General features: G+C 71.8%; 16 protein-coding genes. 4 read left to right on the forward strand and 12 right to left on the reverse strand.

Features of this window, described 5'->3' with window-relative positions:
* Positions 1–8: 8 nt before the first annotated feature.
* The 6 genes from Actob_RS35060 to Actob_RS35085 form a co-directional block, all read right to left on the reverse strand.
* A complete protein-coding gene (locus Actob_RS35060; RefSeq protein WP_284916209.1) occupies positions 9–2642 on the reverse strand; it encodes a S8 family serine peptidase in 2634 nt (877 codons plus the stop codon).
* A 346-nt stretch (positions 2643–2988) separates the two neighbouring features.
* Positions 2989–5046 (reverse strand): alpha-galactosidase, encoded by a 2058-nt coding sequence (locus Actob_RS35065; RefSeq protein ID WP_284916210.1) that lies wholly within the window; start codon positions 5044–5046, stop codon positions 2989–2991.
* The gene (locus Actob_RS35070) at positions 5043–6359 is read right to left on the reverse strand and encodes an ABC transporter substrate-binding protein (protein ID WP_284916211.1); all 1317 of its coding nucleotides are present in this window, start codon (positions 6357–6359) and stop codon (positions 5043–5045) included. The genes Actob_RS35065 and Actob_RS35070 overlap by 4 nt, the downstream gene beginning before the upstream one ends.
* A 30-nt stretch (positions 6360–6389) precedes the next feature.
* Entirely contained in the window at positions 6390–7217 is an 828-nt protein-coding gene (locus tag Actob_RS35075) for a carbohydrate ABC transporter permease (protein WP_284916212.1), read from the reverse strand.
* Positions 7214–8074 carry a carbohydrate ABC transporter permease gene (locus tag Actob_RS35080; RefSeq protein WP_284916213.1) on the reverse strand — a complete coding sequence of 287 codons (861 nt, stop codon included), beginning with the start codon at positions 8072–8074 and terminating at the stop codon, positions 7214–7216. Before Actob_RS35080 ends, Actob_RS35075 begins: the two co-directional genes overlap by 4 nt.
* Complete coding sequence (locus Actob_RS35085) at positions 8071–10050, reverse strand: beta-galactosidase (RefSeq protein WP_284916214.1); 1980 nt, start codon at positions 10048–10050, stop codon at positions 8071–8073. The genes Actob_RS35080 and Actob_RS35085 overlap by 4 nt, the downstream gene beginning before the upstream one ends.
* Positions 10051–10186: 136 nt before the next feature.
* Between Actob_RS35085 and Actob_RS35090 the strand changes: the two genes are divergently transcribed.
* On the forward strand, positions 10187–11200 hold the full coding sequence (locus Actob_RS35090; protein ID WP_284916215.1) for a LacI family DNA-binding transcriptional regulator: 1014 nt from the start codon (positions 10187–10189) through the stop codon (positions 11198–11200).
* 624 nt (positions 11201–11824) lie between these two features.
* Here the strand turns inward: Actob_RS35090 and Actob_RS35095 are convergent.
* The gene (locus Actob_RS35095) at positions 11825–12202 is read right to left on the reverse strand and encodes a hypothetical protein (RefSeq protein ID WP_284916216.1); all 378 of its coding nucleotides are present in this window, start codon (positions 12200–12202) and stop codon (positions 11825–11827) included.
* 240 nt (positions 12203–12442) lie between these two features.
* Between Actob_RS35095 and Actob_RS35100 the strand changes: the two genes are divergently transcribed.
* Positions 12443–13222, forward strand: coding sequence for an SGNH/GDSL hydrolase family protein (locus Actob_RS35100; protein WP_284916217.1), 780 nt, complete (start codon positions 12443–12445; stop codon positions 13220–13222).
* A 101-nt stretch (positions 13223–13323) separates the two neighbouring features.
* Complete coding sequence (locus tag Actob_RS35105; protein WP_284916218.1) at positions 13324–13608, forward strand: PLD nuclease N-terminal domain-containing protein; 285 nt, start codon at positions 13324–13326, stop codon at positions 13606–13608.
* A 9-nt stretch (positions 13609–13617) separates the two neighbouring features.
* Here Actob_RS35105 and Actob_RS35110 read toward each other — a convergent pair whose 3' ends face one another.
* The 4 genes from Actob_RS35110 to Actob_RS35125 all read right to left on the reverse strand — a co-directional run bounded on the left by Actob_RS35110 (position 13618) and on the right by Actob_RS35125 (position 19868).
* Positions 13618–14280, reverse strand: a complete 663-nt coding sequence (locus tag Actob_RS35110; RefSeq protein WP_284916219.1) for a hypothetical protein — start codon at positions 14278–14280, stop codon at positions 13618–13620.
* 47 nt (positions 14281–14327) lie between these two features.
* Positions 14328–15887 (reverse strand): serine/threonine-protein kinase, encoded by a 1560-nt coding sequence (locus Actob_RS35115; protein ID WP_284922443.1) that lies wholly within the window; start codon positions 15885–15887, stop codon positions 14328–14330.
* Positions 15888–16855: 968 nt separating this feature from the next.
* Complete coding sequence (locus tag Actob_RS35120; protein WP_284916220.1) at positions 16856–18871, reverse strand: hybrid sensor histidine kinase/response regulator; 2016 nt, start codon at positions 18869–18871, stop codon at positions 16856–16858.
* Between the two features lie 58 nt (positions 18872–18929).
* A complete protein-coding gene (locus Actob_RS35125) occupies positions 18930–19868 on the reverse strand; it encodes a ribose-phosphate diphosphokinase (protein WP_284916221.1) in 939 nt (312 codons plus the stop codon).
* A gap of 66 nt (positions 19869–19934) precedes the next feature.
* Between Actob_RS35125 and Actob_RS35130 the strand changes: the two genes are divergently transcribed.
* Positions 19935–20774: an ABC transporter ATP-binding protein gene (locus Actob_RS35130; RefSeq protein WP_284916222.1), complete on the forward strand. Its 840-nt coding sequence runs from the start codon at positions 19935–19937 to the stop codon at positions 20772–20774.
* Between the two features lie 153 nt (positions 20775–20927).
* Here the strand turns inward: Actob_RS35130 and Actob_RS35135 are convergent, their stop codons facing one another.
* Positions 20928–21713 (reverse strand): DUF4142 domain-containing protein, encoded by a 786-nt coding sequence (locus tag Actob_RS35135; RefSeq protein WP_284916223.1) that lies wholly within the window; start codon positions 21711–21713, stop codon positions 20928–20930.
* Positions 21714–21717: the final 4 nt, after the last annotated feature.

Consider the following 21717-nt stretch of genomic DNA (forward strand, 5'->3'; position numbering starts at 1 on the left):
GCCCGCGGTCAACGCAGGCGGGTGACCGCGGGGGTGAGCGGACCCGACGTGTAGCCCGGGACCGCTGACGCGTCGGTGGTGGCCAGCGCGACGTAGGCGCCGTCGCGCGACAACGCCGTGCCGTCGGAGACCCGCCGATCGCCGGTGTAGTCCTGGGCGAGCGGGGTGTACCACGGCCCCACCCGCCGGGACGCCCCGCTCGCCGGGGTGACGGCGAGGACGCTCACCGCGTCGGCCGACGGGTCGAGCGGGTCGCTGTGCTCGACCGACACCGTGACCTGGGTGCCGTCGCCGGAGAGGTGACCGCCCACGACCCGATCGGCGGTGTAGGCGGCGCCGGGGTCGCGGCTCGCCACCCGGGTGGTGCCGGTGCTCAGGTCACGCCAGTACGCCTGGGTGTAGACCGCGCCGACGTCGCCGGCCAGCTGGTCCATCGAGGTGAGCAGCACGTACCGGCCGTCGGCGGACAGGTCGAGCACCTCGCCCCAGGTGTCGGCGGTGCCGTCGGCGCGGGTGGAGACCATCCTGGTGGTGCCGGCCGTCAGATCCCGGCGGTACGCGTGCGCCGCGTAGTTGCTCGCCGGTGTGGCACTGCTGAGCTGGGCGGCGGAGGAGGTGAAGGCGACGTACCGGCCGTCGCCGGAGAGCACCGGGTCGCTGCTCCCGTCGCCGCCGGGCTTGCCGCCGGTGGTGACGCTGGCCAGTGTCTGCGCGCCGGTGGCGATCGTCGCCACCAGCACCTGGTCGGTGATCGGCGCTTCGGTGCCGCCCCACAGGACCGGTTCGGCCGAGACGTAGGCGACCCGGGTCCCGTCCGAGCTGACCGACGGGGCCTCGCTGCGGCCCGCGGCCGGTTTCCCGGCCGGGCGGCTGACCAGCCGGACCGCGCCGGTGGTCCGGTCGGCGAGGTAGACGTCGGTGGTGTCGTTGGTGTCGTCGGTGGCGAGCCGCGCCGACGAGGTGAACGCGATCCACCGGCCGTCCGCCGAGATGTCCGGCTGCCAGCTCGCCGCGTCCGCGACGGCGCCCGCGGTGGTCCGGCTGACCAGTGTGGTGGTGGCGGTGGCCAGGTCGGTGACGAAGACGTCGGCGACCCCGTTGGTGTCCCCGGCGACCAGGTCACCGGCGGTGGCGACGAACGCGGCGTAACGGCCGTCGGCGCTCAGCGACACCGGTCCGGCGTCCGCTGAGGACTGGCCGCCGCCGGTTCCGCGCGCCACCGGCAGGAACTCGCCGACGGCCGGCAGCCCCGGGGTCCGGACCGCCAGGGTGATCTTCGAGTCGGCGGTACGGCCACCGCTGTCCTTGACCCGCGCGGTGACCGTGGTAGCGGCGGTGGCGGCGGTCGGCGTCCCGCTGACCACGCCCGCGGCGCTGAGTTTCAGCCCGGCCGGCAGGGTCCCGGCGGCGGTGGTCCAGGTGTACGGCCCGACGCCGCCGGTGGCCCGCAACGTGACGGCGTACGCCCGGTTCACCAGCGGGTCCGGCAGCCGGCGGGCGGCCGGGGTGGTCAGCGGCAGCACCGTGGTCAGCGTGCTGACCAGCAGATTCGCCGTGTCCCCGGGCAGCCCGCGGACCACGCCGGGGGTGGCCGACGAGGCGAGCCGGGCGGCGACCACGGCCGGGGTGAGCGTGGGTTCGCGGCCGAGCAGCAGGGCCGCGGCGCCGGCCACGTGCGGGGTGGCCATCGAGGTGCCGGACATCGTGGTGCTGGCGGTGTTCGACCAGGTGGCCGCGGACTCGATGTCGTCGCCGGGGCCGAGCAGGTCGACGCACGCCCCCCGGTTGGAGAACCAGGCCAGCGTGTCGTCCTTGGCGGTGGCGCCCACGGTGACCGCGGCCGGCACCCGGGCCGGGCTGTGCTGGCAGGCGTCGCCGCTGTCGTTGCCGGCCGCGGCGACCACCGTGATGCCGTCCGCGACGGTGGCGTTGACCGCCTGCTCCAGGACCGGCGACGGGTCGCCGCCGAGGCTCAGGTTGACCACCGCGGGCCCGCCGGTGTGGTGGGCGATCACCCAGTCGAGTCCGGCGGCGACCCCCTCGTCGGTGCCGTTGCCCTGGCAGTCGAGCACCCGTACGCCGATCACGGTGGCCTTCTTGGCGATGCCGTAGGTGGCTCCGGCGACGGTGCCGGCCACGTGCGTGCCGTGCCCGTTGCAGTCGGTGGTGCCGAACGGGTCGTCGACGGTGCTCACCGGCGCGGTGGCCCGGCCCTGGAAGTCGGTGTGGGTGACCATCACCCCGGTGTCGACCACGTAGACGGTCACGCCGGCGCCGCCGCCGGTCCAGGTGTACTTGCCGTCCAGCGGCAGCGCGCGCTGGTCGGCGCGGTCCAGGCCCCACCCGGCGCCGGTCTGGGTGTCGCTGATCCGCACCGGGCGGACCGGGTCGACCGCGACGACGGCGGGGTCGCGGCGCAGCCGGGCCGCGGCGGCCGGGGTGAGGTCGGCGCTGAAGCCGTGCAGTGCCGAGCTGAACCGGCGGTGCACCGTGCCGCCCAGCCGGGTGACCCGATCCGGAGCGGCCGCGGTACTGAGCCGCACCACGTACCGCCCGGTACCCGGGGCGGCCTGGGCCGGTGCGCCCAGCGCGGTGGTGGCGAGCAGCGCTGCCAGCGGCAATGTCGTCCAGCGTCGAACCATGCGATGCCACCCCCACGTCCACGATGGAGTGACATCGTCACCGTCCGGAACCGGTCACCGCCCCGCTCTGTCGCATCCCCGACACCCCACGGCTGGTCGTGGCGGTGGTATCCCACGCCCGCAGACCACCGTCACGACCAGCCGCACACACCCCGGGGCTGGCACTCACGGTGGTGTCCCGCGCCCGGAGACCACCGTCACGACCAGCCGCACACACCCCGGGGCTGGTGCTCACGGTGGTGTCCCGCGCCCGGAGACCACCGTCACGACCAGCCGCACACACCCCCGGGCTGGTGCTCACGGTGGTGTCCCGCGCCCGGAGACCACCGTGACGACCAGCCGTGGGTCAGGAGGCTGTCACGGTGAACAGGGCGGCCTGCTCCGGGGCCAGCAGCGGGACGGGCAGGCCGGCCTCGGCCAGCACCCGGCCGGGCAGCGTGACCGCGCCGCCCGCGAACCACGGCGGCGGAGCGTCCTGGACCGTCTTGGGCGCGTGCCCCAGCGGGCGCACCGTGTAGAGCCGGTCCGGGTCGAGACCCGGCAGGCGCATCGGCGGCGGCAGGGCGGTCGCCGGCGCGTCCAGGGTGACCAGGGCGAACACCGCCTCCGAGCGGTCCCGGGCGACGACGCCGTGCACCAGGATCGCCGGGTCCGGCGAGTCCGCCCGGACCACGACGCCGGAGTGCAGCAGCGGGCGCAGCCGCTTGTACTCGGCGGTCCACTCGGCGATCGCCGCGCGGTCGGCGGGCGAGGCGCGGGAGACGTCCCACTCGATGCCCGCGTGCCCGAACAGGGCGGTGGCCATCCGGAGACCCAGAGCCGAGGTACGCCCGGTGACGTGTGCCGTGCCGGCGCCCAGGTGACCGCCGAGGAACTCGGGCGGGATCAGGACGCCGGTCCAGCGCTGGATCCGCTGCCGGTCCAGCGGGTCGTTGGTGTCCGAGGTCCAGAACCTGTCGACATACGGCAGGATGCCCAGGTCGACCCGGCCACCACCGGAGGCGCAGCTCTCGATCTCCAGGTGCGGGAACGCCGACCGCAGCTCGCCGAGCAGCCGGTGCACCGCCAGCGTTTGCCGGTGCGCGGCGCCGGGCTGCAGCAGGTCCCGGTTGTGGTCCCATTTCAGGAAGGCGATCGGGTACTCGGTGAGCAGGTCGGTGAGCCGCCCCCGGATGTGATCGAAAGCGGCCGGCACCGACAGATCGAGCACCCGCTGGTGACGCCAGGTCGGCGCCTCCGGCGGTCCCAGGATCCAGGACGGATGCTCCCGCGCCAGGGCCGAGTCGGCGCTGACCATCTCCGGTTCGACCCAGAGCCCGAAGTCCATGCCCGCCGCGTGGACGTGGGCGATCAGCGGATGCAGGCCGTCCGGCCAGACGTCCGGGTCGACGTACCAGTCGCCGAGCGCGCGGCGGTCGTCCCGGCGCCCGGTGAACCAGCCGTCGTCGAGCACGAATCGCTCGACGCCCACCTCGGCGGCGGCGTCGGCCAACGCGGTGAGCCGGGTCAGGGAATGGTCGAAGTAGACGGCTTCCCAGGTGTTCAGCACGACCGGCCGCGGTGTGTCGCGACGCTTGACCGAGCGGATCCACTGATGCAGCCGATCGGAGAGCCCGTCGATCCCGGAATCGGAGTAGACCGCCACCGCCCACGGTGCCGGATAGGACTCGCCGGGATCAAGCCGGATCTCTCCCGGGCCCAGCAACTCCCCCGCGCCGACGACAGTGGGCCCCAGCGCGGAACGCTCGGCCCAGATCTGTTTGTCACCACTCCAGGACAGGTGCAGCGCCCAGACCCGGCCGGTCCGGAAGCCGAATCCGGGTGTGCCGGCCATCAGCAGGAACGCGTCGTCGTGCCCGGGCCGCCCGTGCCGGCTCTCCCGGCTCCACACCCCGTGGCGCAGCTCCGCGCGCTGCGGCCGCCGCTCGTGCGCCCACAGGCCGGTGAAGTCGAGCAGCTCGGACGCCTCGGCCGGGATCGGCAGCAGGACGTCCAGGTTCGCCACGGTGAGAACGCCGGGACCGCGGTTCTCCAGGACGTGCCGGACTCGCAGGACACCTTCGGCTGTCAGTTCGGCCTCGGTGGTGACGTGCACGCCGTCGGCGCTCTCCGAGCGTACCGAAATCGTGTTCTCGCCGGCCTCGACGGCGACGGCCCGCGGCGTGCCGCAGGGTTTTCCGTCGCGGTGGCCCGCCACCGCGGGCCGGCCGGTCCAGCCGTCACCGGCGGTGGGCAGCAGAGGCAGCGTCAGGGGTACGTCGATCGAGCTCGGCGGAATCGCCGGGATCCGCGTGGCGGCCAGGGAGAACGGCAGCGAGCCGAGATCGGGACCCCAGTGCAGAACGGCGCCGCGAGCGTCCAGCACGAGGCTGACGCCCGCGGCGCGCAGGTGGAACTCGGTCACTCGGCGACCGGGATGCTCTGCGATTTGAGGTTGTCGATGGTCGATGCCTGCGCCTTCTCCAGCGCGTCCAGCAGCGTGCCCTGGCCGGAGACCGCCGCCTTGAAGCCGTCGGAGGCGGTGGCGTAGGTGGAGGTCATCGTCGGTCCCCAGGTGAAGTCCGGGCTGACCTGGGCGGACGCCTCGGCGAAGACGTCATAGATCTGCTGCCCGCCGTAGAAGTCGACGCCCTTGGACAGCGCCGGGAGCGTGGCGCCGGCCTTGGTCGCCGGGTACAGGTTGGCATCCTGGTTGAGCAGGGTGAGCGCCTCCTCCGAGGTGTTCAGCCAGATCGCGAACCGGGCCGCCTCGTAGGGGTGCTTCGAGCCCTTGAAGACCGCCGTGGACGAGCCACCCCAGTTGCCGGCCACCTTGCCGCCGGCGGTCCACTGCGGCATCGGGGCGACCGCCCACTTGCCGGCCGTGGCCGGCGCCCCCGAGGAGATCGAGTTGGCACCCCAGACCGCCGACACCCAGGTCCACGCCTGCCCCTTGTTGTACGCGTTGTCCCACTCCGTGGTCCACGGCGGCACCGCGGAGACCAGCTTCTTGCTGATCAGATCCTGCCAGTAGTTGGCCACCTTGGTGGTCGCCTCGTCGTGCAGGCCGACGGTCCACTTGCTGCCGTCGTTGCTGAACCAGCGGCCGCCGGCCTGCCAGGCCAGGCCGGCGAACTGGTTGATGTCGCTCTGCGAGAAGTTGGTGATGTAGCCGCCGGCGGCCTTCACCTTGACCGCCGCCGCGGCGTACTCCGCCCAGGTCGTCGGCACCGGGATGCCGGCCTTCTCGAAGAGGTCCTTGCGGTAGAACAGGGCCATCGGGCCGGCGTCCTGCGGCACGCCGTAGACGGCGTTCTGCTCGCCGAAGGTGACCTGGTTCCAGGTCCAGTCGACGAACTGGTCCTTGGCGTCGGTGACCGGCTTGCAGCCGGCCAGGTTCTCCAGGCCGTCCTGGACGCGGAAGCTGGGCAGCGCGTCGTACTCGATCTGGCCGAGGTCCGGGGCGTTGCCGGCCTTCAGCTGGTTGAAGAAGTTCTGATAGGTGCCGCCGTTGCCGTTCGGGCCGGTCTGGACCTTGACCTGGATGTCCGGGTTCTTCGCGTTCCAGACCTTGACCACCTCCTCGATCTTCGGGATCCACGAGGTGAAGGTGAGGGTGACCGGACCGCTCGACGGAACGCAACTCGCGGCCGGGGCCGCCACGGTGTCATCGCTCGTCGACGAGCAGGCGGTAAGGGCCAGCGAGGACGTCAGGAGAACGCCGAGAATTCTTCTCATGGGAAAGCCTTCATCTGCCGGAGGGAGGGATTATTTGACAGCGCCGGAGCCGAGACCGCTTCTCCAGAACCGCTGGAGGAGCAGAAAGGCGACGACCAGCGGAACGATCGAGACAAGGGCGCCGGTGAGCACCAGCATCCGCAGTTCGGGGAGCTGGTTGACCTGGGAGTTCCAGGAGTACAGGCCGAGCGTCACGGGGAACAACCGCTCGTTGCCGAGCATGATCAGCGGCAGCAGGAAGTTGTTCCAGACCGCGACGAAATGGAACAGGAAAATGGTCACCAGGGCGGGGAACATCAGTTTGCTGGAGACGGTGAAGAAGGTGCGCACCTCGCCCGAGCCGTCCAGCCGGGCGGCCTCCAGCAATTCGTCCGGAACACTCGCGGTGGCGTAGATCCGGGCCAGGTACACGCCGAACGGGTTGACCAGGCTGGGCAGGAAGACCGACCAGAAGGTGTTCGTCGCGGCCAGCTGGCTGAAGATCAGGAAGAGCGGCAGGGCCAGTGCGGTGGCCGGGACCAGCACCCCGCCGAGCACGACGTTGAAGAGCAGCTCGCGGCCCGGGAAACGGTACTTGGCCAGGGCGTACCCGCACATCGCGGCGAGCAGGGTGCCGAGCAGCGCGGCACCGCCGGTGTAGAGGACGCTGTTCAGCATCCAGCGCAGGAAGACGCCGTCGCGGTAGTGGAACAGCTCGCTCAGGTTCTGCCCGAGGTGGAAGTCGGCGAACCAGAGCGGCGCGGTGCCGGAGAAGTCGCCGCGGGACTTCGTCGCGCCGACGAACAGCCACCAGATCGGGATCAGGAAGTACAGCGTGCAGATGCCCATGACGCTCATGGCGGCGGCTTTGGACTTCACTTCTCGCCCCCTCGCTGGGTGAACTTGAGGAAGGTGAACGAGAGGGCGAACGTGGCGACGGCCAGGACCACGCTGAACGCGGCGGCCAGGTTGAAGTTCGGGATCGACGAGGTGGAGTAGACGGTCAGGTTCGGCGTGTAGGTGCTGGAGACCGCCGAGCTGAAGGTGCGGAAGACCTGCGGCTCGGCGAGCAGCTGCAGGGTGCCGATGATCGAGAAGACGGTGGTCAGCACGATCGCCGGCATGACCAGCGGGATCTTGATGGACCAGGCGGTGCGCCACCGGCCGGCGCCGTCGATGGTGGCCGCCTCGTAGACCTCCTGCGGAATCGCCAGCAGGGCGGAGTAGATGATCAACATGTTGTAGCCGACGTAGACCCAGGTCACCACGTTGGCCATGGCCCACAGCACCAGGTCGGCGGAGAGCAGGTCCGCGTTCCGGGTGACAGCGGTGAACGGGGACAGGTTCGGTGAGTAGAGGAAGCCCCACATGATCGCGGCGACCACCCCGGGCACCGCGTAGGGGACGAAGAACGCCAGCCGGAAGAAGCGCCGGCCCTTGACCAGGCCGGAGTCGAGCAGCAGGGCGAGCAGCAGGGCCAGGCCCAGCATGATCGGGACCTGGACCACGCCGAAGAGCAGGACCCGGCCGACCGACTCCCAGAACGGGCCGTTCTGGAACACGCGCTGGTACTGCTCCAGGCCGCCGAAGACCTCGCGGGCCGGGCCGAAGGTGCCGGTGCGGGTGACCTTGTAGAGCGACTGCTTGATCGCGTACCCGATCGGCGCCAGATAGAAGGCGGCGAACAGCAACCCGAACGGGGCGACGAAGAGGAGGATCGATCTCTTCTTGATCACGCCGGCTCCTCCTCGCGGACCACTGCCACCCCGCCGCCCTCGACGCGCAGCACGCCGTCCACCCGTGCACCGCTGATGAGGTCGTGCCCGGTGGCGGGCTGCTCGACGGCGTTCGCCCCGTGGTTCACGACGAAGAGGTAGCTGTTCCCGCCGCCCGTCCGCCGCACCACCTCGAGCCCGTCACCGAGGCGCTCATCAAGATCAACTTCTGCTTTTCGTACGACATGTCGCGTCAACTCGCGCATGGCGTCATCGTCGAGAGCCGTGGCGGCGTACCACGCCACCCCGTCGCCGAAGTCGTTGCGCGTGATCGCCGGCGTACCCGGCAGCGGCCCGTCGGCATAGGTGGCCACCGTCTCCGCGGTCGTGGTCCGCAGCCGCTCGGTCCAGAGCGATCCGGTGGCGCCGTTGCTGAGTCGCACCTCGTGCCCCGGTTTGAGCGGCGCGAACTCCTCGGCCCGCACGCCCAGCACGTCCCGGAACGCGCCCGGGTAACCGCCCAGCCGGATCCGGTCCCGCTCGTCGACGATCCCGCTGAAGAAGGTGACCAGCAGGTGCCCGCCGCCGGCCACGTAGTCGGCGATCCGGACCGCCGCCAGGTCACCGACCATGTAGAGACACGGGACGACGACCAGCCGGTATCCGGTGAGGTCCGCGTCCGGGGAGACGACGTCGCAGGTGACGCCGAGCGCGCGGAGCGCCCGGTGCGCCGCGTGCACCTGGTCGAGGTAGCGCACCGCCTGGGACGGCCGGGCCTCGCCCTCGGCAGCCCACCACGACTCCCAGCTGAAGACCAGCGCGACGTCGGCCTGGACCGTCGTGCCGGCCACCTCGCCGATCGCGTCGAGGGTGGCGGACAGCCGCAGCACCTCGCGCCAGGCGACCGTGTCGGTGCCGGCGTGCGGCAGCAACGCGGAGTGGAACTTCTCGGCACCCTGCGCCGAGGCCCGCCACTGGAAGAAGCAGACCGCGTCGGCGCCGCGGGCCACGTGGGTGAGCGTGTTGCGGAGCATCTCGCCGGGCCCCTTGGTCAGGTTGTGCGGCTGCCAGTTGACCGCGCCGGCCGACTGCTCCATCAGCATCCAGGGCCGCCCGCCGGCCAGGCCCCGGGTCAGGTCCGCGGCGAAGGACAGCTCGGCCGCCGGGTCACCGAGCCGGTGGTCCAGGTAGTGGTCGTTGGCGATCACGTCCATCTCCGGCGCCCAGGACCAGTAGTCCAGATTGCGGATGTGCGCGGTGACCATGAAGTTCGTGGTGACCGGGGCGGCCGAGTGCGCCCGCAGGATCTCGGTCTCGCCGCGGTAGTAGTCCAGCAGCTCGTCGGAGCTGAAGCGGTGGAAGTCGACGATCTGCGCCGGGTTGCGGATCGACAGGGCGGCCCGCGGCGGCTGGATCTCGGCCCAGTCGCCGTACCGCTGGCTCCAGAAGGCGGTGCCCCAGGCCTCGTTCAGGGTTTCGATCTTGCCGTACCGGCGGCGCAGCCAGGAGCGGAATGCCTCGGCACTGGTCTCGCAGTAGCAGAGCGCGTTGTGGCAGCCCAGCTCGTTGGAGACGTGCCAGAGGGCGAGGGCCGGGTGGTCGCCGTACCGCCGGGCGACCTGGCGGACCAGCGCGTAGGCCCGGTCGCGGAACACCGGAGAGCTCGGGCACCAGGCCTGGCGGCCACCCGGGAAGCGGGTGGTGCCGTCGGCGGCCACCGGCAGTACCTCCGGGTGCAGGGTGGTCAGCCACGGGGGCGGCGAGGAGGTGCCGGTGCCCAGGTTGAGCCGGATGCCGCCGGCGTGCAGCAGGCCGACGACCTCGTCCAGGTCGTCGAACTCGTACCGGCCGGGGCTGGGCTCCAGGCTGGACCAGCCGAAGATGTTCACCGCGACCAGACCGACGCCGGCCTCGCGCATCAGCGCGACGTCCTCGCGCCAGACGTCGGGTGTCCACTGCTCCGGGTTGTAGTCACAACCCAGGACGATCTCGCTCATAAAACTCCTGGTCACCGATGTGTGCACGTGCACACATGTCGCCGCGCCGACGAGCGTGTTACGGATGTGTGAACGTGCACACAGTAGGACCGGGTTGGCGGAAGGTCAATAGCGCCGCCGGCGCTATCGTGATCGCATGCCCCAGCCCCCGAAACGCGCCACGGTGCACGACATCGCGGCCGCCGCGGGCGTGTCCCGGGGCACTGTCAGCCGCGTCCTGAACGGCGGATATGTCTCCGCCGAGGCGCGCGCCGCCATCGAAGCCGCCATCCTCGAGGTCGGCTACGTGCCGAACACGGCCGCCCGCACCCTGAAGATGCGCCGCTCGCAGGCGGTCGGCTTCGTCGCCCTGGAGCCGCACTCACTCTTCCTCGACGACCCGAACATCGGGGCGATCATGCTGGGCGCCAACGCCGCTCTCTCCCTCGCCGACCACCAGATGGTCAGCCTGGTGGTCGAGTCGGCGCGCGACATGGAACGGGTCGGCCGCTACCTGAGCGGCGGCTTCGTCGACGGGGCGATCGTCGTCTCGGCCCGGACCCACGACCCGATCATCCGGGTGATCAGCGACCTGCGGCTGCCCGCCGCGTTCGTCGGGCATCCGCCCGACCTGGAGCGGACCATTCCGTACGTCGGCATCGACAACCAGGGCTCGGCCCGCGCCGTCACCGCCCGCCTCGCCGCCACCGGCCGCCGCCGGATCGGCATGATCGCGGCCGCTCTGGACCGGGACTCCGGCATCGACCGGCTGGCCGGGTTCCGCGCGGCGCTCGGCGCGACCTTCGACCCGGAGCTGGTCGCCGAGGTCCCGCACTACGACTACGGCTCCGGGGTGAAGGGCATGCGCCTGCTCCTGGAACGCGACCCGGCCATCGACGGCGTCTTCGCCGCCTCCGACGCGATCGCCGCCGGCGCCCTGGAAACCCTGCGCGAGGCCGGCCGCACGGTCCCGGGCGACGTCGGCCTGGTCGGCTTCGACGACAGCACCTGGGCGGTCCGCACCCAGCCCCAACTCTCCACCGTCCACCAGCCGGCCAAGGAGATCGGCGCCGTCGCCGCTCAACTGATCCTCCGCCAGCTCTCCGGGGAGCAGCCCACCCCGGCCGGCCAGCTGCTCCCCACGCCGGTGATCTGGCGCGACTCCGCCTGACCCGCACCGGACCACGGCGCGCCGACGGCACGGCTCGGCGTCCGGGCGAGCCGACGGGTCCGCCGAGGCGGCGGGCGGGGCGGATCGGCTGCGGGCGGGCCGGTGAGGGTGGCTCAGGTGCCGGCTGTCGAGGTAGGCGAGGACGGCTCGGAGGTGGTGGCACGCCAGTCAGGCGCTCGGCCTGCACCTTGCGCTTGACCTTGGTCTTGCCCTCCTTCTTGGACTTGGTGGTGACCGTCTCCAGGCTGACCTCGCGCGGTCCGGAAACGACCAGCAAGACAGCGGCGAATCGCTCGGCCGGCAAGGTGGCGGTGAGGACCGAGAAGGCCGAGCACCTCGTGACCGACGGCCGGGTCCAGGGTGCCGGTCGGCTCGTCCGCGCAGATCACCTCGGGACGGCCGGCGGTAGAGGGGGGCCGGGAAGGTGGCCGAGACACCGGCCAGGGCGCGCACGCCGGGGTAGCTCTTCGTGACGTCGATCAGCTCGACGGCTGGGGTGTTCCGCATGCCGTCGAGCCTGGTCGAGACGAGGGCCCCGGAGAACACGGTGAGCCCTTCACCCGGGGTAGGGCAGACCCTACCTTTCGCCCGGCGGAGCGCTCATCGCGTACCCGAGAGCGGGTTTCAGGGTTTGAACGCGGAGCGCAGGCGGTGGGCGAGCGAGGAGGGTGACGGCGGCGGGGCCGGGCGGCCACCCGGGGCTGGGGTGGAACGGCCGATCGGGCGGTCGTAGTCGGCGGTGGCGACGGCGGTGATGATCTCGTCGTCGGTGAAGTGCTCGGAGCCGGGGATCGACGGGACGAAACCGACCAGGACACCGTCGCGCATGACCTGCGCCTCGAGGCCGGCGGTGCCGTCGTTGTCCCAGATGGCCTCGCGACCGTCGGGGAGCACGACCCGGATGCCATATTGCGTCAGGCCGGCGTGCGGAAGTTTCAGATGGGCGAAGACGTTGCGCTCGCGCAGTCGCTCGACGACCCGGCGGGCCCGGTTCTCTTCCATGCCGGCGACCGTAGCCCGGTTTTCTGGAGACACGCTGAAGGGCGGCTCCGCAGCCGTTGAGAACTCGTGACAATCCGCTCATGTAACATCACCCGGAGCCATAACTCCAGGTCACATCGATGCATGTTACTACCCTGTAACAGGAAAGTCACCGGATTCCATTTCTCACGCCCTTGACTTACTGTGCGGTAACCGAAGCGCTTCGGCCCCACCATCCCCTCGGGATACCGGAGGCCATCGATGAGTAGGGCTACCGTCCTCGCCTGTCTCGTCTCCTCGTCCATCCTCGCGCTCACCGTCGCCGCCTCCCCCGCCCAGGCGGCCGGCGCCGACTACGTCGCCCTCGGCGACTCCTACTCGTCCGGGGTCGGCGCGCCCGGGCAAAGCGGCAGCTGCCTGCGCAGCAACTACAGCTACGCGGCACAGTGGGCCGCGAAGAACAGCCCGGCGTCCTTCCAGTTCCTGGCGTGCAGCGGCGCGGTCACCGACGACGTCGTGAACACCCAGGTGCCGGCCATGAGCAGCGGGGCCGACCTGGTCAGCATCACCATCGGCGGCAACGACGCGGGCTTCGCGCCGACCGTGCTGACCTGCCTGACCAGCAGCGACGCCACCTGCGTCAGCAAGGTGAACGCGGGCAAGGCGTACGTCGCGAACACCCTGCCCGGCAAGCTCGACGCCGCCTACCGGGCCATCCGGGCGAAGGCGCCGGCGGCGAAGGTGGTGGTGCTGTCGTACCCGAACATCTTCGACACCGCGGCGGCGTTCTGCGAGATGAGCGCCACCAAGCGGAAGGCGCTGAACAGCGGCGCCCAGGCCCTCGACGACATGATCAAGTCGCGGGTGGCGGCGGCCGGGTTCACGTACTCCGACGTACGGGACAACTTCGCGGGGCACGGTGTGTGCGCCTCGAGGCCGTACCTGAACGGGTTGACGATCATCCCGCCGCAGAACTCCTACCACCCGAACAGCAGCGGTTACACGTACGGTTACCTACCCGCCCTGACCAGCGCCGCCTGACCGGTCCCGGGTTGCCGCGGCGAGCCAACGGCCGCCGCGGCAACGTCAGCGCAACCCCGCCGTGACCGGAACTGCCGCCCGCGGTGGGCAGGATCGCTGGCATGGCCCGAGTCAACACGCTGCTCTTCCTGGTCACCGTCGCGCTCGTCGTGGTGGCGGCGATCGACTGCCTGGCTACCGACGAGTCCCGGGTGCGGCACTTCCCGCGCGGCGCCTGGCTGCTGCTGGTGCTCTGCTGCCCGGTGGCCGGGGCGATCGCCTGGTTCCGGGCCGGGCGGGCGAGCGCCGGCGAGGTAGCGCCCGCCGCGGTGCGCAGCGCGCCGGTCGGGCCGGAGGACGACCCCGAGTTCGTGCGGATGCTCGCCGAGGTCGTCCGGAACCGCTGAGCCGCGACGTCAGCCGAACAGCCGGCGCCAGACGTGCCGGCGCTTCCAGGCCTCGTCGCCGGCGAGGAACTCGACGAGCAGCCGCTCCGCCTCGGCCCGGTCGGCCGTCTCGGTGCGGAAGTGCCGTTCCGGGCCGCCCTCCCGGTACTCCAGGGCGTACTCCCCCGGCGCGGCCCCGGCCGCCGGGCCGTAACCCACCTGCACGAACCACCCGTCCGCCCGCTCCAGGATCGCGAAGTGGTCATCCGGGCCGAGCCGGCCGACCATCCGCGCGATCCGGTCCGGGGTCGGGTCCGGGATGTCCGGGCCGGCCGCCGTCGTCAGGGTGAAGCCGGCGGTGTGGCTCGGCGCGTTCGGGTTGAGCAGGTGCGACTGCGGCTCGTAGCAGACCAGTCCGTGCTGGCGGGCCAGGGCGACCACCGCCGCGCCCACCTCACCGGCCCGGGACCAGTCCACGGTCAGGTGCAGGACCAGGTCGGACGGCACCGGGGCGCCGCTCCACGCGCCGGAGTCCGGCGGGAAGCTCGCCAGCAGGGCCGCGTGCATGGCCAGAACCGCGGGGTGCGGCCGGAAGACCCCGGGTTCCTCCTCGAGCCAGCGCCGCAGTTTGGTCTCTGCGATCGCCGGCGTGATCGACTCCGGCTCGTGCCAGACGTACAGGTCGAAGCTCATGACGGGTAGCCCCCTCCCGTGGTATTGATGGATCTTAGTGGGCTACGTCACCAGGTGAAGACACGGCCTCGTGCGGTGTTGGTCGACGACTGGCCGTCGCGCTCGTACCGGTACGCCATCACCACCGTGTAGTCGCGCCCCCGCCGTGGCGCCGCCCCCGCCGGACCGCACTCCCTCGTCATCGCGCCCCGGGTGAACGTCAGGCCGGCACACCTGGTCGGCCCGGCCACGGTGGTCCCGGTGTCGGCGTCCCGCAGGGTCACCTCGATGTCGGCGCGACCGCCGGCCGGCGCGGTCAGCGACGCCTGGAAGCGCACGTTCCGGCCGACCGAGTGGCACGGGCGCGGGACCAGCGGGCTGCGGGTGGACAGGTCGATGACGAAACCCTGGGCGCACTGCCAGGGCCCGTATGCCTCCGGCTCCGGCGACCGGGTCGTCCGATGCGGCCGGGCAGCGGGTCGTTTCACTCGCACCGCCGCCTTCTTCCGCGCCCGCGACGGGGCCGGCGAGTGCGGCGCGACCCGGGCCGGGTGCGGCTTGCTGGACATGGACGCCACCTGCGGCTGAACGTGCGGCTCGAGGCCCGGGTGCCACCACGACGTGGCGATGCCGGTGGCGAGCAGCACCCCGGCCAGCACGGCGATCAGGGCGCTGGACCGGAGCCACCGGTGTCGCGGGGCCACGTTCCGGGGCCGGCGCGCCTGCGGCACGGCATGCCGCCCCGGCAGCCGGATCCCGTCGCGCAGTTCGGGCGGGTCCACCGCCATGTCGTCCGGGTCGGCCGGCGCCAGGCGGGGTGGCGGGGGCGGCGGCAGCGCCGCGATCCCGGCCAGTTTGCGGGACAGCAGGCGCAGGTCGCGGACCAGCGCCGGGGCGGCCGGGCGCTGCCGGGGCTTGGCGTGCAGGCAGGCCCGGATCAGTTTCCACAGCTCGTCCGGGATGCCCCGGCGGCGGTGCGGGCGGCCCTCGGCGTGCAGGCGCATCAGCTCCGGGACCGAGTCGCTGAGGTAGGGCGGCTGCCCGGAGACCAGCTCGTAGAGGAGCACGCCGAGGGCGTACACGTCGGTGGCCGGGCTGGGCGTGACGCCGTGGAACGCCTCCGGCGCCATGTAGTGCGGCGTGCCGACCACCGCGTTCGGCGTGGTCATGCTGGGCACGTTGAGGATCCGGGCGATCCCGAAGTCGGTGAGCCGGGTCTCGAGCCGGCCGTCGCGCTCCAGCACCAGGATGTTGTCCGGTTTCAGGTCCCGGTGGATGATCCCCAGCTCGTGCGCCTCGGCGAGGGCGTCGGCGACCTGCGCGGCGAGCCGGGCCGCCTCGGCCGGGGCGACGGTCCGCACCCGTTCCAGGTGGTCGCGCAGGCTGCCGCCGGCCACCAGGTCCATCACCAGGCCGAGCGTCTCGCCGACGCTGAACAGGTCGCGGACCCGCACCACGTTGCGGTGCCGCAGCATCAGCAGGATGGTCCGTTCCTGCACGAACCGGGTGACCAGCCGGGGCTGGCGCAGCAGGCTCTCGTGCAGCAGCTTGACCGCGACGGGTTCCTCGGTGGCGCTGTCCACACCCTGCCAGACGGTGCCGGTCGCGCCCTGCCCGATCGGTTTCACCAACCGGTACGAATTTCCGACCGAGCGTCCGGCAAGTTCCACGCTGTCCGTGGGATCCTGCATCAGTCCGGGGTTCCTTCCACCTGACGGCAGTGCCCCGGAATACTGCGTTTTGTCCGGATGAGCTGGCAAGTCCCCCGCCGCAGATTCGCACGGTCCGGGAGGACTCCCACGCTCGCCGTCACGGATTCCGCCAGCGCTCGTTCCCCCGTACAGACCGGATCGCGGTCCCTATGGCGCCTTCCGGCACGGATCGCGGTCCGCTTCGACTTCTTCCGGCACGACGGATCGCGGTCCGCTTCGGCTTCCGATCGCCATTTTCCGGTACGACTCGGAGTCCCGTGGCCGTCGGCTCGCGAGGCCCGGCCCCCTTCCGGCCGCCACGCGTGTCGTGCGGGCCCGCCGCCCCTCCCGGTCAAACCCGGCTGGTCACCACGGTCCCCTCAGACCCCACGACACCACCACCACAACCAGCCGCAGCCGCCCGGCTGGCCACCACGGTCCCTTCACACCCCGCGAGACCACCACCACGACCAGCCGCAACCGCCCGGCTGGCCACCACGGTTGCCTCAGACCCCGCGAGACCACCATCAGGACCAGCCGCGGCCGCCCGGCTGGCCACCACGGTTGCCTCACAACCCGCGACACCACCACCACGACCAGCCGCAACCACCCGGCTGGCCACCACGGTCCCCTCACACCCCGCGAGACCACCATCAGGACCAGCCGCGGCCGCCCGGCTGGCCACCACGGTCCCCTCACAACCCACGACACCACCACCACGACCAGCCGCAACCACCCGGCTGGCCACCACGGTCCCCTCACACCCCGCGAGACCACCACCAGGACAAGCCGCGGCCACTCGGCTGGCCACCACGGTTGCCTCACGGGACGGGGGACCACCATCGGGAGCGGTCGGAGGGGTGGGTGCGCTCGGGGACGGTGCTCCGGGCGTACCGTGAATCGGTCTACTCTCGGGTGGGCTGGGGGCCGCACAACGAGCGGATCGCGCCCAGCAGCGTCGATCTGGTGAACGGCTTCTCCAGCAGCATGCTGTTCTCGTCGAGGTGCAGCTGCGGGCCGAGCGAGGCGGCCGTGTAACCGGACATGTAGAGCACCGGCAGGTCCGGCTGGTGGGTGCGCAGCGCGCCGGCCAGTTCCGGGCCGGTCATCGTCGGCATCACCACGTCGGTGATCAGCAGGTCCGGGCGGGCGCCGGAGGCCACCTGGGTGACCGCCATCAGCGCGTCGGTGGCCACCGCGATCTCGTAACCGGCCGGCGCGATCAGCCGCTGCACCAGCTGCGCCACGTCCGGCTGGTCCTCGACGATCAGCACCCGGCCGATCACCGCGTTCTTGTCCTTGCGCTCCCCGGCCGGCTGCGGGCGCTCCTCGGCGGCCGGCAGGTAGATGTGCACGGTGGTGCCCATCCGCGGCTGCGACTCCAGCTCGATGTGCCCGCCCAGGTTCTGCACGATGCCGGCGGTGGTGGCCAGGCCCAGGCCGGCCGCCGTCGGGCGGGTGGTGAAGAACGGTTCCAGGGCCCGCTTGCGGATCGCCTCGTCCATGCCGGTGCCGGTGTCGGTCACCACCAGGTGCACCAGCTTGCCGGTGGGCGCGCCCTCGGCCAGCTGGCCGGGCTCGACCACCTCGTTGGTGGCGGCCACCCGCAGCATGCCGCCGTGCAGCATCGCGTCCCGGGCGTTCGCCGCCAGGTTCACCAGCGCCTGTTCCAGCGGACCGCGCTCGGCCCGGACCGGCCAGACGTCCGGATTGAAGGTGAGGTCGAGGCCGATCCGCTCGCCCAGGGTGCGGCTGAACAGCGACTGTACGTCGGTCAGCAGGTCCGGGATCGGGATGACCTCCGGCCGGTTCCCCTCGCTGCGCCCGAACGCGAGCAGCTGATGGGTGAGCGTCCGCCCGGTGGCCACCGCGTCCATGATGTCCTGGGCCAGCTGGTGCTGCTGGCTGCCCTCCTCGGACTGGCTGAGGATCATGTCGGCCGAGCCGGCCACCACCGTCATCAGGTTGTTGAAGTCGTGTGACAGGCCGCCGATCAGCTGGCCCAGGCTGTCCAGCCGGCGCAGGTGGTCGAGCTGCCGTTTGAGGCCGCGGGCGTCGATGTGGTCGGTGGTGTCGGTGATCATGCACAGCACGCCGCCGAAGTCGCCGTGGTCGTCGCGGACCGGCATCATGCTCATCCGCACGCTGCGCCGCGACCCGTCGGCGCGCATCAGCCGACCGGCGCCGACGGTGGACCGGCCCTGCTTGCACTCGGCGATCCGGCGGTCCAGCTCCTTCTGGCCCACGTTGTCCAGGAAGCCGCGCAGCGACACGCCGATCAGCTCGCTGCGGGGCATGCCGAGGACCACGCCGATCGGCTCGTTGGCGTAGGTGGCCACCCCTTCCGGGTCGAGCTGCAGCACGCCCTCCGGGATGGTCTCCAGCACCCGGCGGTACCGCTCCTCGGCGGCGCGCAGCCGTTCCTGGGCGCGGGCGCTGGACACCGCGAGGGACAGCTCGCCGGCGATGTCGCGGGCCAGCTCCACCTCGGGGGTCGAGTAGAACGCGTCGGGGGTGTGCCGGGTCAGGATCAGGTACCCGGCGTACGTGTTGTCCACGATGACCGGGCTGAGCACCGCTGCCGTGATCCCCTGCTCCGGCGTGGCCAGGGCGGCGGCCGAGTCACCAGCCAGCACGATCGGGCGCCGGCTGGCGGCGAGCGTGGTCGAGTACTCGTCGTCGGGTGCCTGGCCGGCCCGGTCCAGCACCCGGGCCAGCGGGCCGGAACGGTCGTCCTCCACGTGGTGGTACGCGATCGGCTCGTACTCGCCGTCGTCGCGCAGCAGTTGGACGCCCGCGCCGTCACCGATCATGTCGGCGGCGGCACGGGCGGCGGTGGACCGCACCTCGACCGGGTCCGCCACGGCGCGGCTGAGCGCGAGGGCAAGGTCGGCGAGCGCGTACCGGAGGGGGTAAGCCATGACACCCATGTGCACATTTTTCGGGTTAAGTGACTGGCGTGCGGGGTGTTCGGCGAACTTAGTGGAAGAGAGCGCTCACCGACTCGCCGTTGTGGATCCGGCGCATCGCCTCGGCCAGCGCCGACGCCACCGAGATCACGGTGAGTTTCTCGTGCCGCTTGGCGGCCGGGATCGGCACCGTGTTGGTGCAGACGATCTCCTCGATCTCCTTCTCGGCCGCCAGCCGGCGCACCGCGTCGTTGGTGAACAGGCCGTGCGTACAGGCCACCCGGACGCTGCGCACGTTCCGCTCGCGCAGGCGGTCGAGCAGCTCGAACACCGTGCTGCCCTTGGCGATCTCGTCGTCCAGCACGATCACGTCCCGGTCGGCGACCTCACCGATGATCGAGTTGATCACCACCTTGTCGTCGGCGAACCGCTGCTTGGCGCCGGCCGCCACCTCGATGCCGAGCAGCCTGGCGAACGCCGCGGCCTCCTTGGCGTTGCCCAGGTCCGGGGAGACCACCACGGTGTTGCTCAGGTCGTAGCCGCGGAAGTGGTGGGCCAGCTCGCGCAGCGCGTGCAGGTGGTCGACCGGGATGCTGAAGAAGCCGTGCACCTGCGGCGAGTGCAGGGTCATGGCCAGCACCCGGTCGGCGCCGGCGGTGGTCAGCAGGTCGGCGACCAGGCGGCCGCCGATCGAGATGCGGGGGGCGTCCTTCTTGTCGGACCGGGCGTAGGCGTAGTGCGGCAGGACCACGGTGATCCGGCCGGCCGACGCACCCCGGGCGGCGTCGAGCATGAAGAGCAGCTCGGCGAGATGCTCCTGGGTCGGAGGGACCAGCGGCTGGATCAGGAACACGTCCCGTTCCCGGCAGTTCCCCTGCAGCTGCACCTCGATGCAGTCGTTGGCGAACCGGGAGATCTTGGTCGGCATCAGCGGGACCGCGAGATGCTCGCAGATCTCCGCGGCCAGTTCAGGATGGGCAGATCCGGTGAAGACGGCGATGTCGCGCACGGCCACATGCTAGGTGCCCCGGTTACGGGGTCGTCAGGGACGGTCCGGCACCGTTAGCGTGCTCTCATGAACGGACTGGCGGTCGCGTGCCGGCGGGTGGTGCACATCTACCGCGCCGAGGCGGGGGACGTGGTGGCCCTGGCCGGGGTTGACCTCTCCATCGCACCGGGCGAGACACTCGCCCTGGTCGGGCCCTCCGGGTCCGGCAAGTCCACCCTGATCGCGCTGCTCGCGGGCCTGATGCGCCCGTCCGCCGGCCGGATCAACGTGGGCACCTACGACATGGGCAAGCTCTCCGACGCGGAGATCTCCCGGCTGCGCGGCACCGAGGTCGGCGTGGTCCTCCAGGGCGCCGCCCGCAACCTGCTGCCCTATGCCACGTTGCACCGCAACATCTGGCTGGCCCAGCGCCGCGCCGCGCACACCCGCGGCATCAAGCTCGACGATCCGGACCGCATCCTGGACCTGGTCGGCCTGCCCGGTCAGGGCCGCCGCAAGCTGGCCGACCTCACCCCGGGTGGCCGGCAGCGCGCCGCCCTGGCCGTCGGCATCGCCACCGGCCCGGGACTGCTGCTGGTCGATGAGCCGACCAGCCGCCTGGACACGGCCGGCCGCGACGAGGTCCTGGACGCACTCGAAACGGTGAACCAGGAACGGGAGACCACGATCGTGGTGGTCACCCACGACAACGAGGTCGGCTCCCGCCTGGGCCGCGCGGTCACCATCCGCGACGGCCGGGTCGGCGCGGAGGGCCGCGACGGCCAGGACTTCGCCGTGGTCGCCGGGGACGGCACGGTCCAGCTGCCGCCGGAGGTGCTGGGCTCCTATCCGCCCGGCACCCTGTTCACCGTCCAGCACGTGGACGGCGAGGTCACGCTGGTCCCCGGCGGCACCGAGGCCGCCTGACGGTCCGCGCGGCCTCCGGCGCGGATCCGGCCCGCTCGGCGGTCACGGATCCAGCATCACGCCAAACCCGATTCGGTACGCCTGTGCGGAGTCCCGCCGAGCAGCGCGAGGCAGTCCCGCCCCCGGACCGCCCGGCGACCGCCGGGCGGATCGTCAGTAATAGCGGCGCCGGCGGCGCTGGCCGGGCCACATCTTCCGGGTGAACAGCAGCGCCGCGCCGAAGCTGGCGACCACCACCACGATGACCAGCGGGGAGCTGAGGCCGCCCGAGCTCTGGTTCGTGCCGACCGCGGCGAGCGCCGGTGCGGGCGCAGCCGCCGAGGTCGTGGCGGCGGCCGGCGGCGGCGCGGTGGGCAGCGCGGCGAAGTCGACGATGTTGCTGCTCTCCAGCAGGGTCATGTGGGTCATCACGAACTGGTTGGCCCGCTGCGCCAGCTTCCGCACGCTGTCGTTGCGGGTGCTGGCCCGGATCGTCGCGATCGCCGGGAAAATCTTGCCGTGCGCGGCGCGCAGCCGGTCGATGTAGATCTGGTCGAAATCGGCCCCTTCGGCGTTGCGCATCTCGCCGAGCCAGCCCTGCTGATCGGCGTTGGGCGCGTTGGGCAGCGTGATGCCCAGCTTCTTGGCGGCGGCCCGGTCCATCCGGTCCAGCACCACGTGCTGGGCGGCGATGTTCTTGCCGATCTGCTGGATCCGCGGGTCCTTCGACTTCTCCTGCGCCATCTGACCGGCCGGAATCTCCCACAGACCGGCCAGCCGGACCTTCACCACGAAGTCCCGGTCGGCCGCGGAGACCGCGCCGTCCCCGGTGTCGGTGATCAACTGGTTCGGTGGGTCCGGCACCCCCGGCTCGCTCGCCTGGGCGGCCTGAGACTGCAACAGGACCAGCGCCAGGACGGCGAAGACGAGCCCGATCCATCTCCGTTCGGTGGCGGCCACACGA

Origin of the sequence: Actinoplanes oblitus, assembly GCF_030252345.1 — a bacterium.
Taxonomy (GTDB): domain Bacteria; phylum Actinomycetota; class Actinomycetes; order Mycobacteriales; family Micromonosporaceae; genus Actinoplanes; species Actinoplanes oblitus.

Bases quoted from the DNA above. Each gene is read 5' to 3' on its own strand.
- Actob_RS35060 (WP_284916209.1), bottom strand. From the start codon at position 2,642: ATGGTTCGACGCTGGACGACATTGCCGCTGGCAGCGCTGCTCGCCACC.
- Actob_RS35070 (WP_284916211.1), bottom strand. From the start codon at position 6,359: ATGAGAAGAATTCTCGGCGTTCTCCTGACGTCCTCGCTGGCCCTTACC.
- Actob_RS35085 (WP_284916214.1), bottom strand. From the start codon at position 10,050: ATGAGCGAGATCGTCCTGGGTTGTGACTACAACCCGGAGCAGTGGACA.
- Actob_RS35090 (WP_284916215.1), top strand. From the start codon at position 10,187: ATGCCCCAGCCCCCGAAACGCGCCACGGTGCACGACATCGCGGCCGCC.
- Actob_RS35095 (WP_284916216.1), bottom strand. From the start codon at position 12,202: ATGGAAGAGAACCGGGCCCGCCGGGTCGTCGAGCGACTGCGCGAGCGC.
- Actob_RS35100 (WP_284916217.1), top strand. From the start codon at position 12,443: ATGAGTAGGGCTACCGTCCTCGCCTGTCTCGTCTCCTCGTCCATCCTC.
- Actob_RS35105 (WP_284916218.1), top strand. From the start codon at position 13,324: ATGGCCCGAGTCAACACGCTGCTCTTCCTGGTCACCGTCGCGCTCGTC.
- Actob_RS35110 (WP_284916219.1), bottom strand. From the start codon at position 14,280: ATGAGCTTCGACCTGTACGTCTGGCACGAGCCGGAGTCGATCACGCCG.
- Actob_RS35120 (WP_284916220.1), bottom strand. From the start codon at position 18,871: ATGGCTTACCCCCTCCGGTACGCGCTCGCCGACCTTGCCCTCGCGCTC.
- Actob_RS35130 (WP_284916222.1), top strand. From the start codon at position 19,935: ATGAACGGACTGGCGGTCGCGTGCCGGCGGGTGGTGCACATCTACCGC.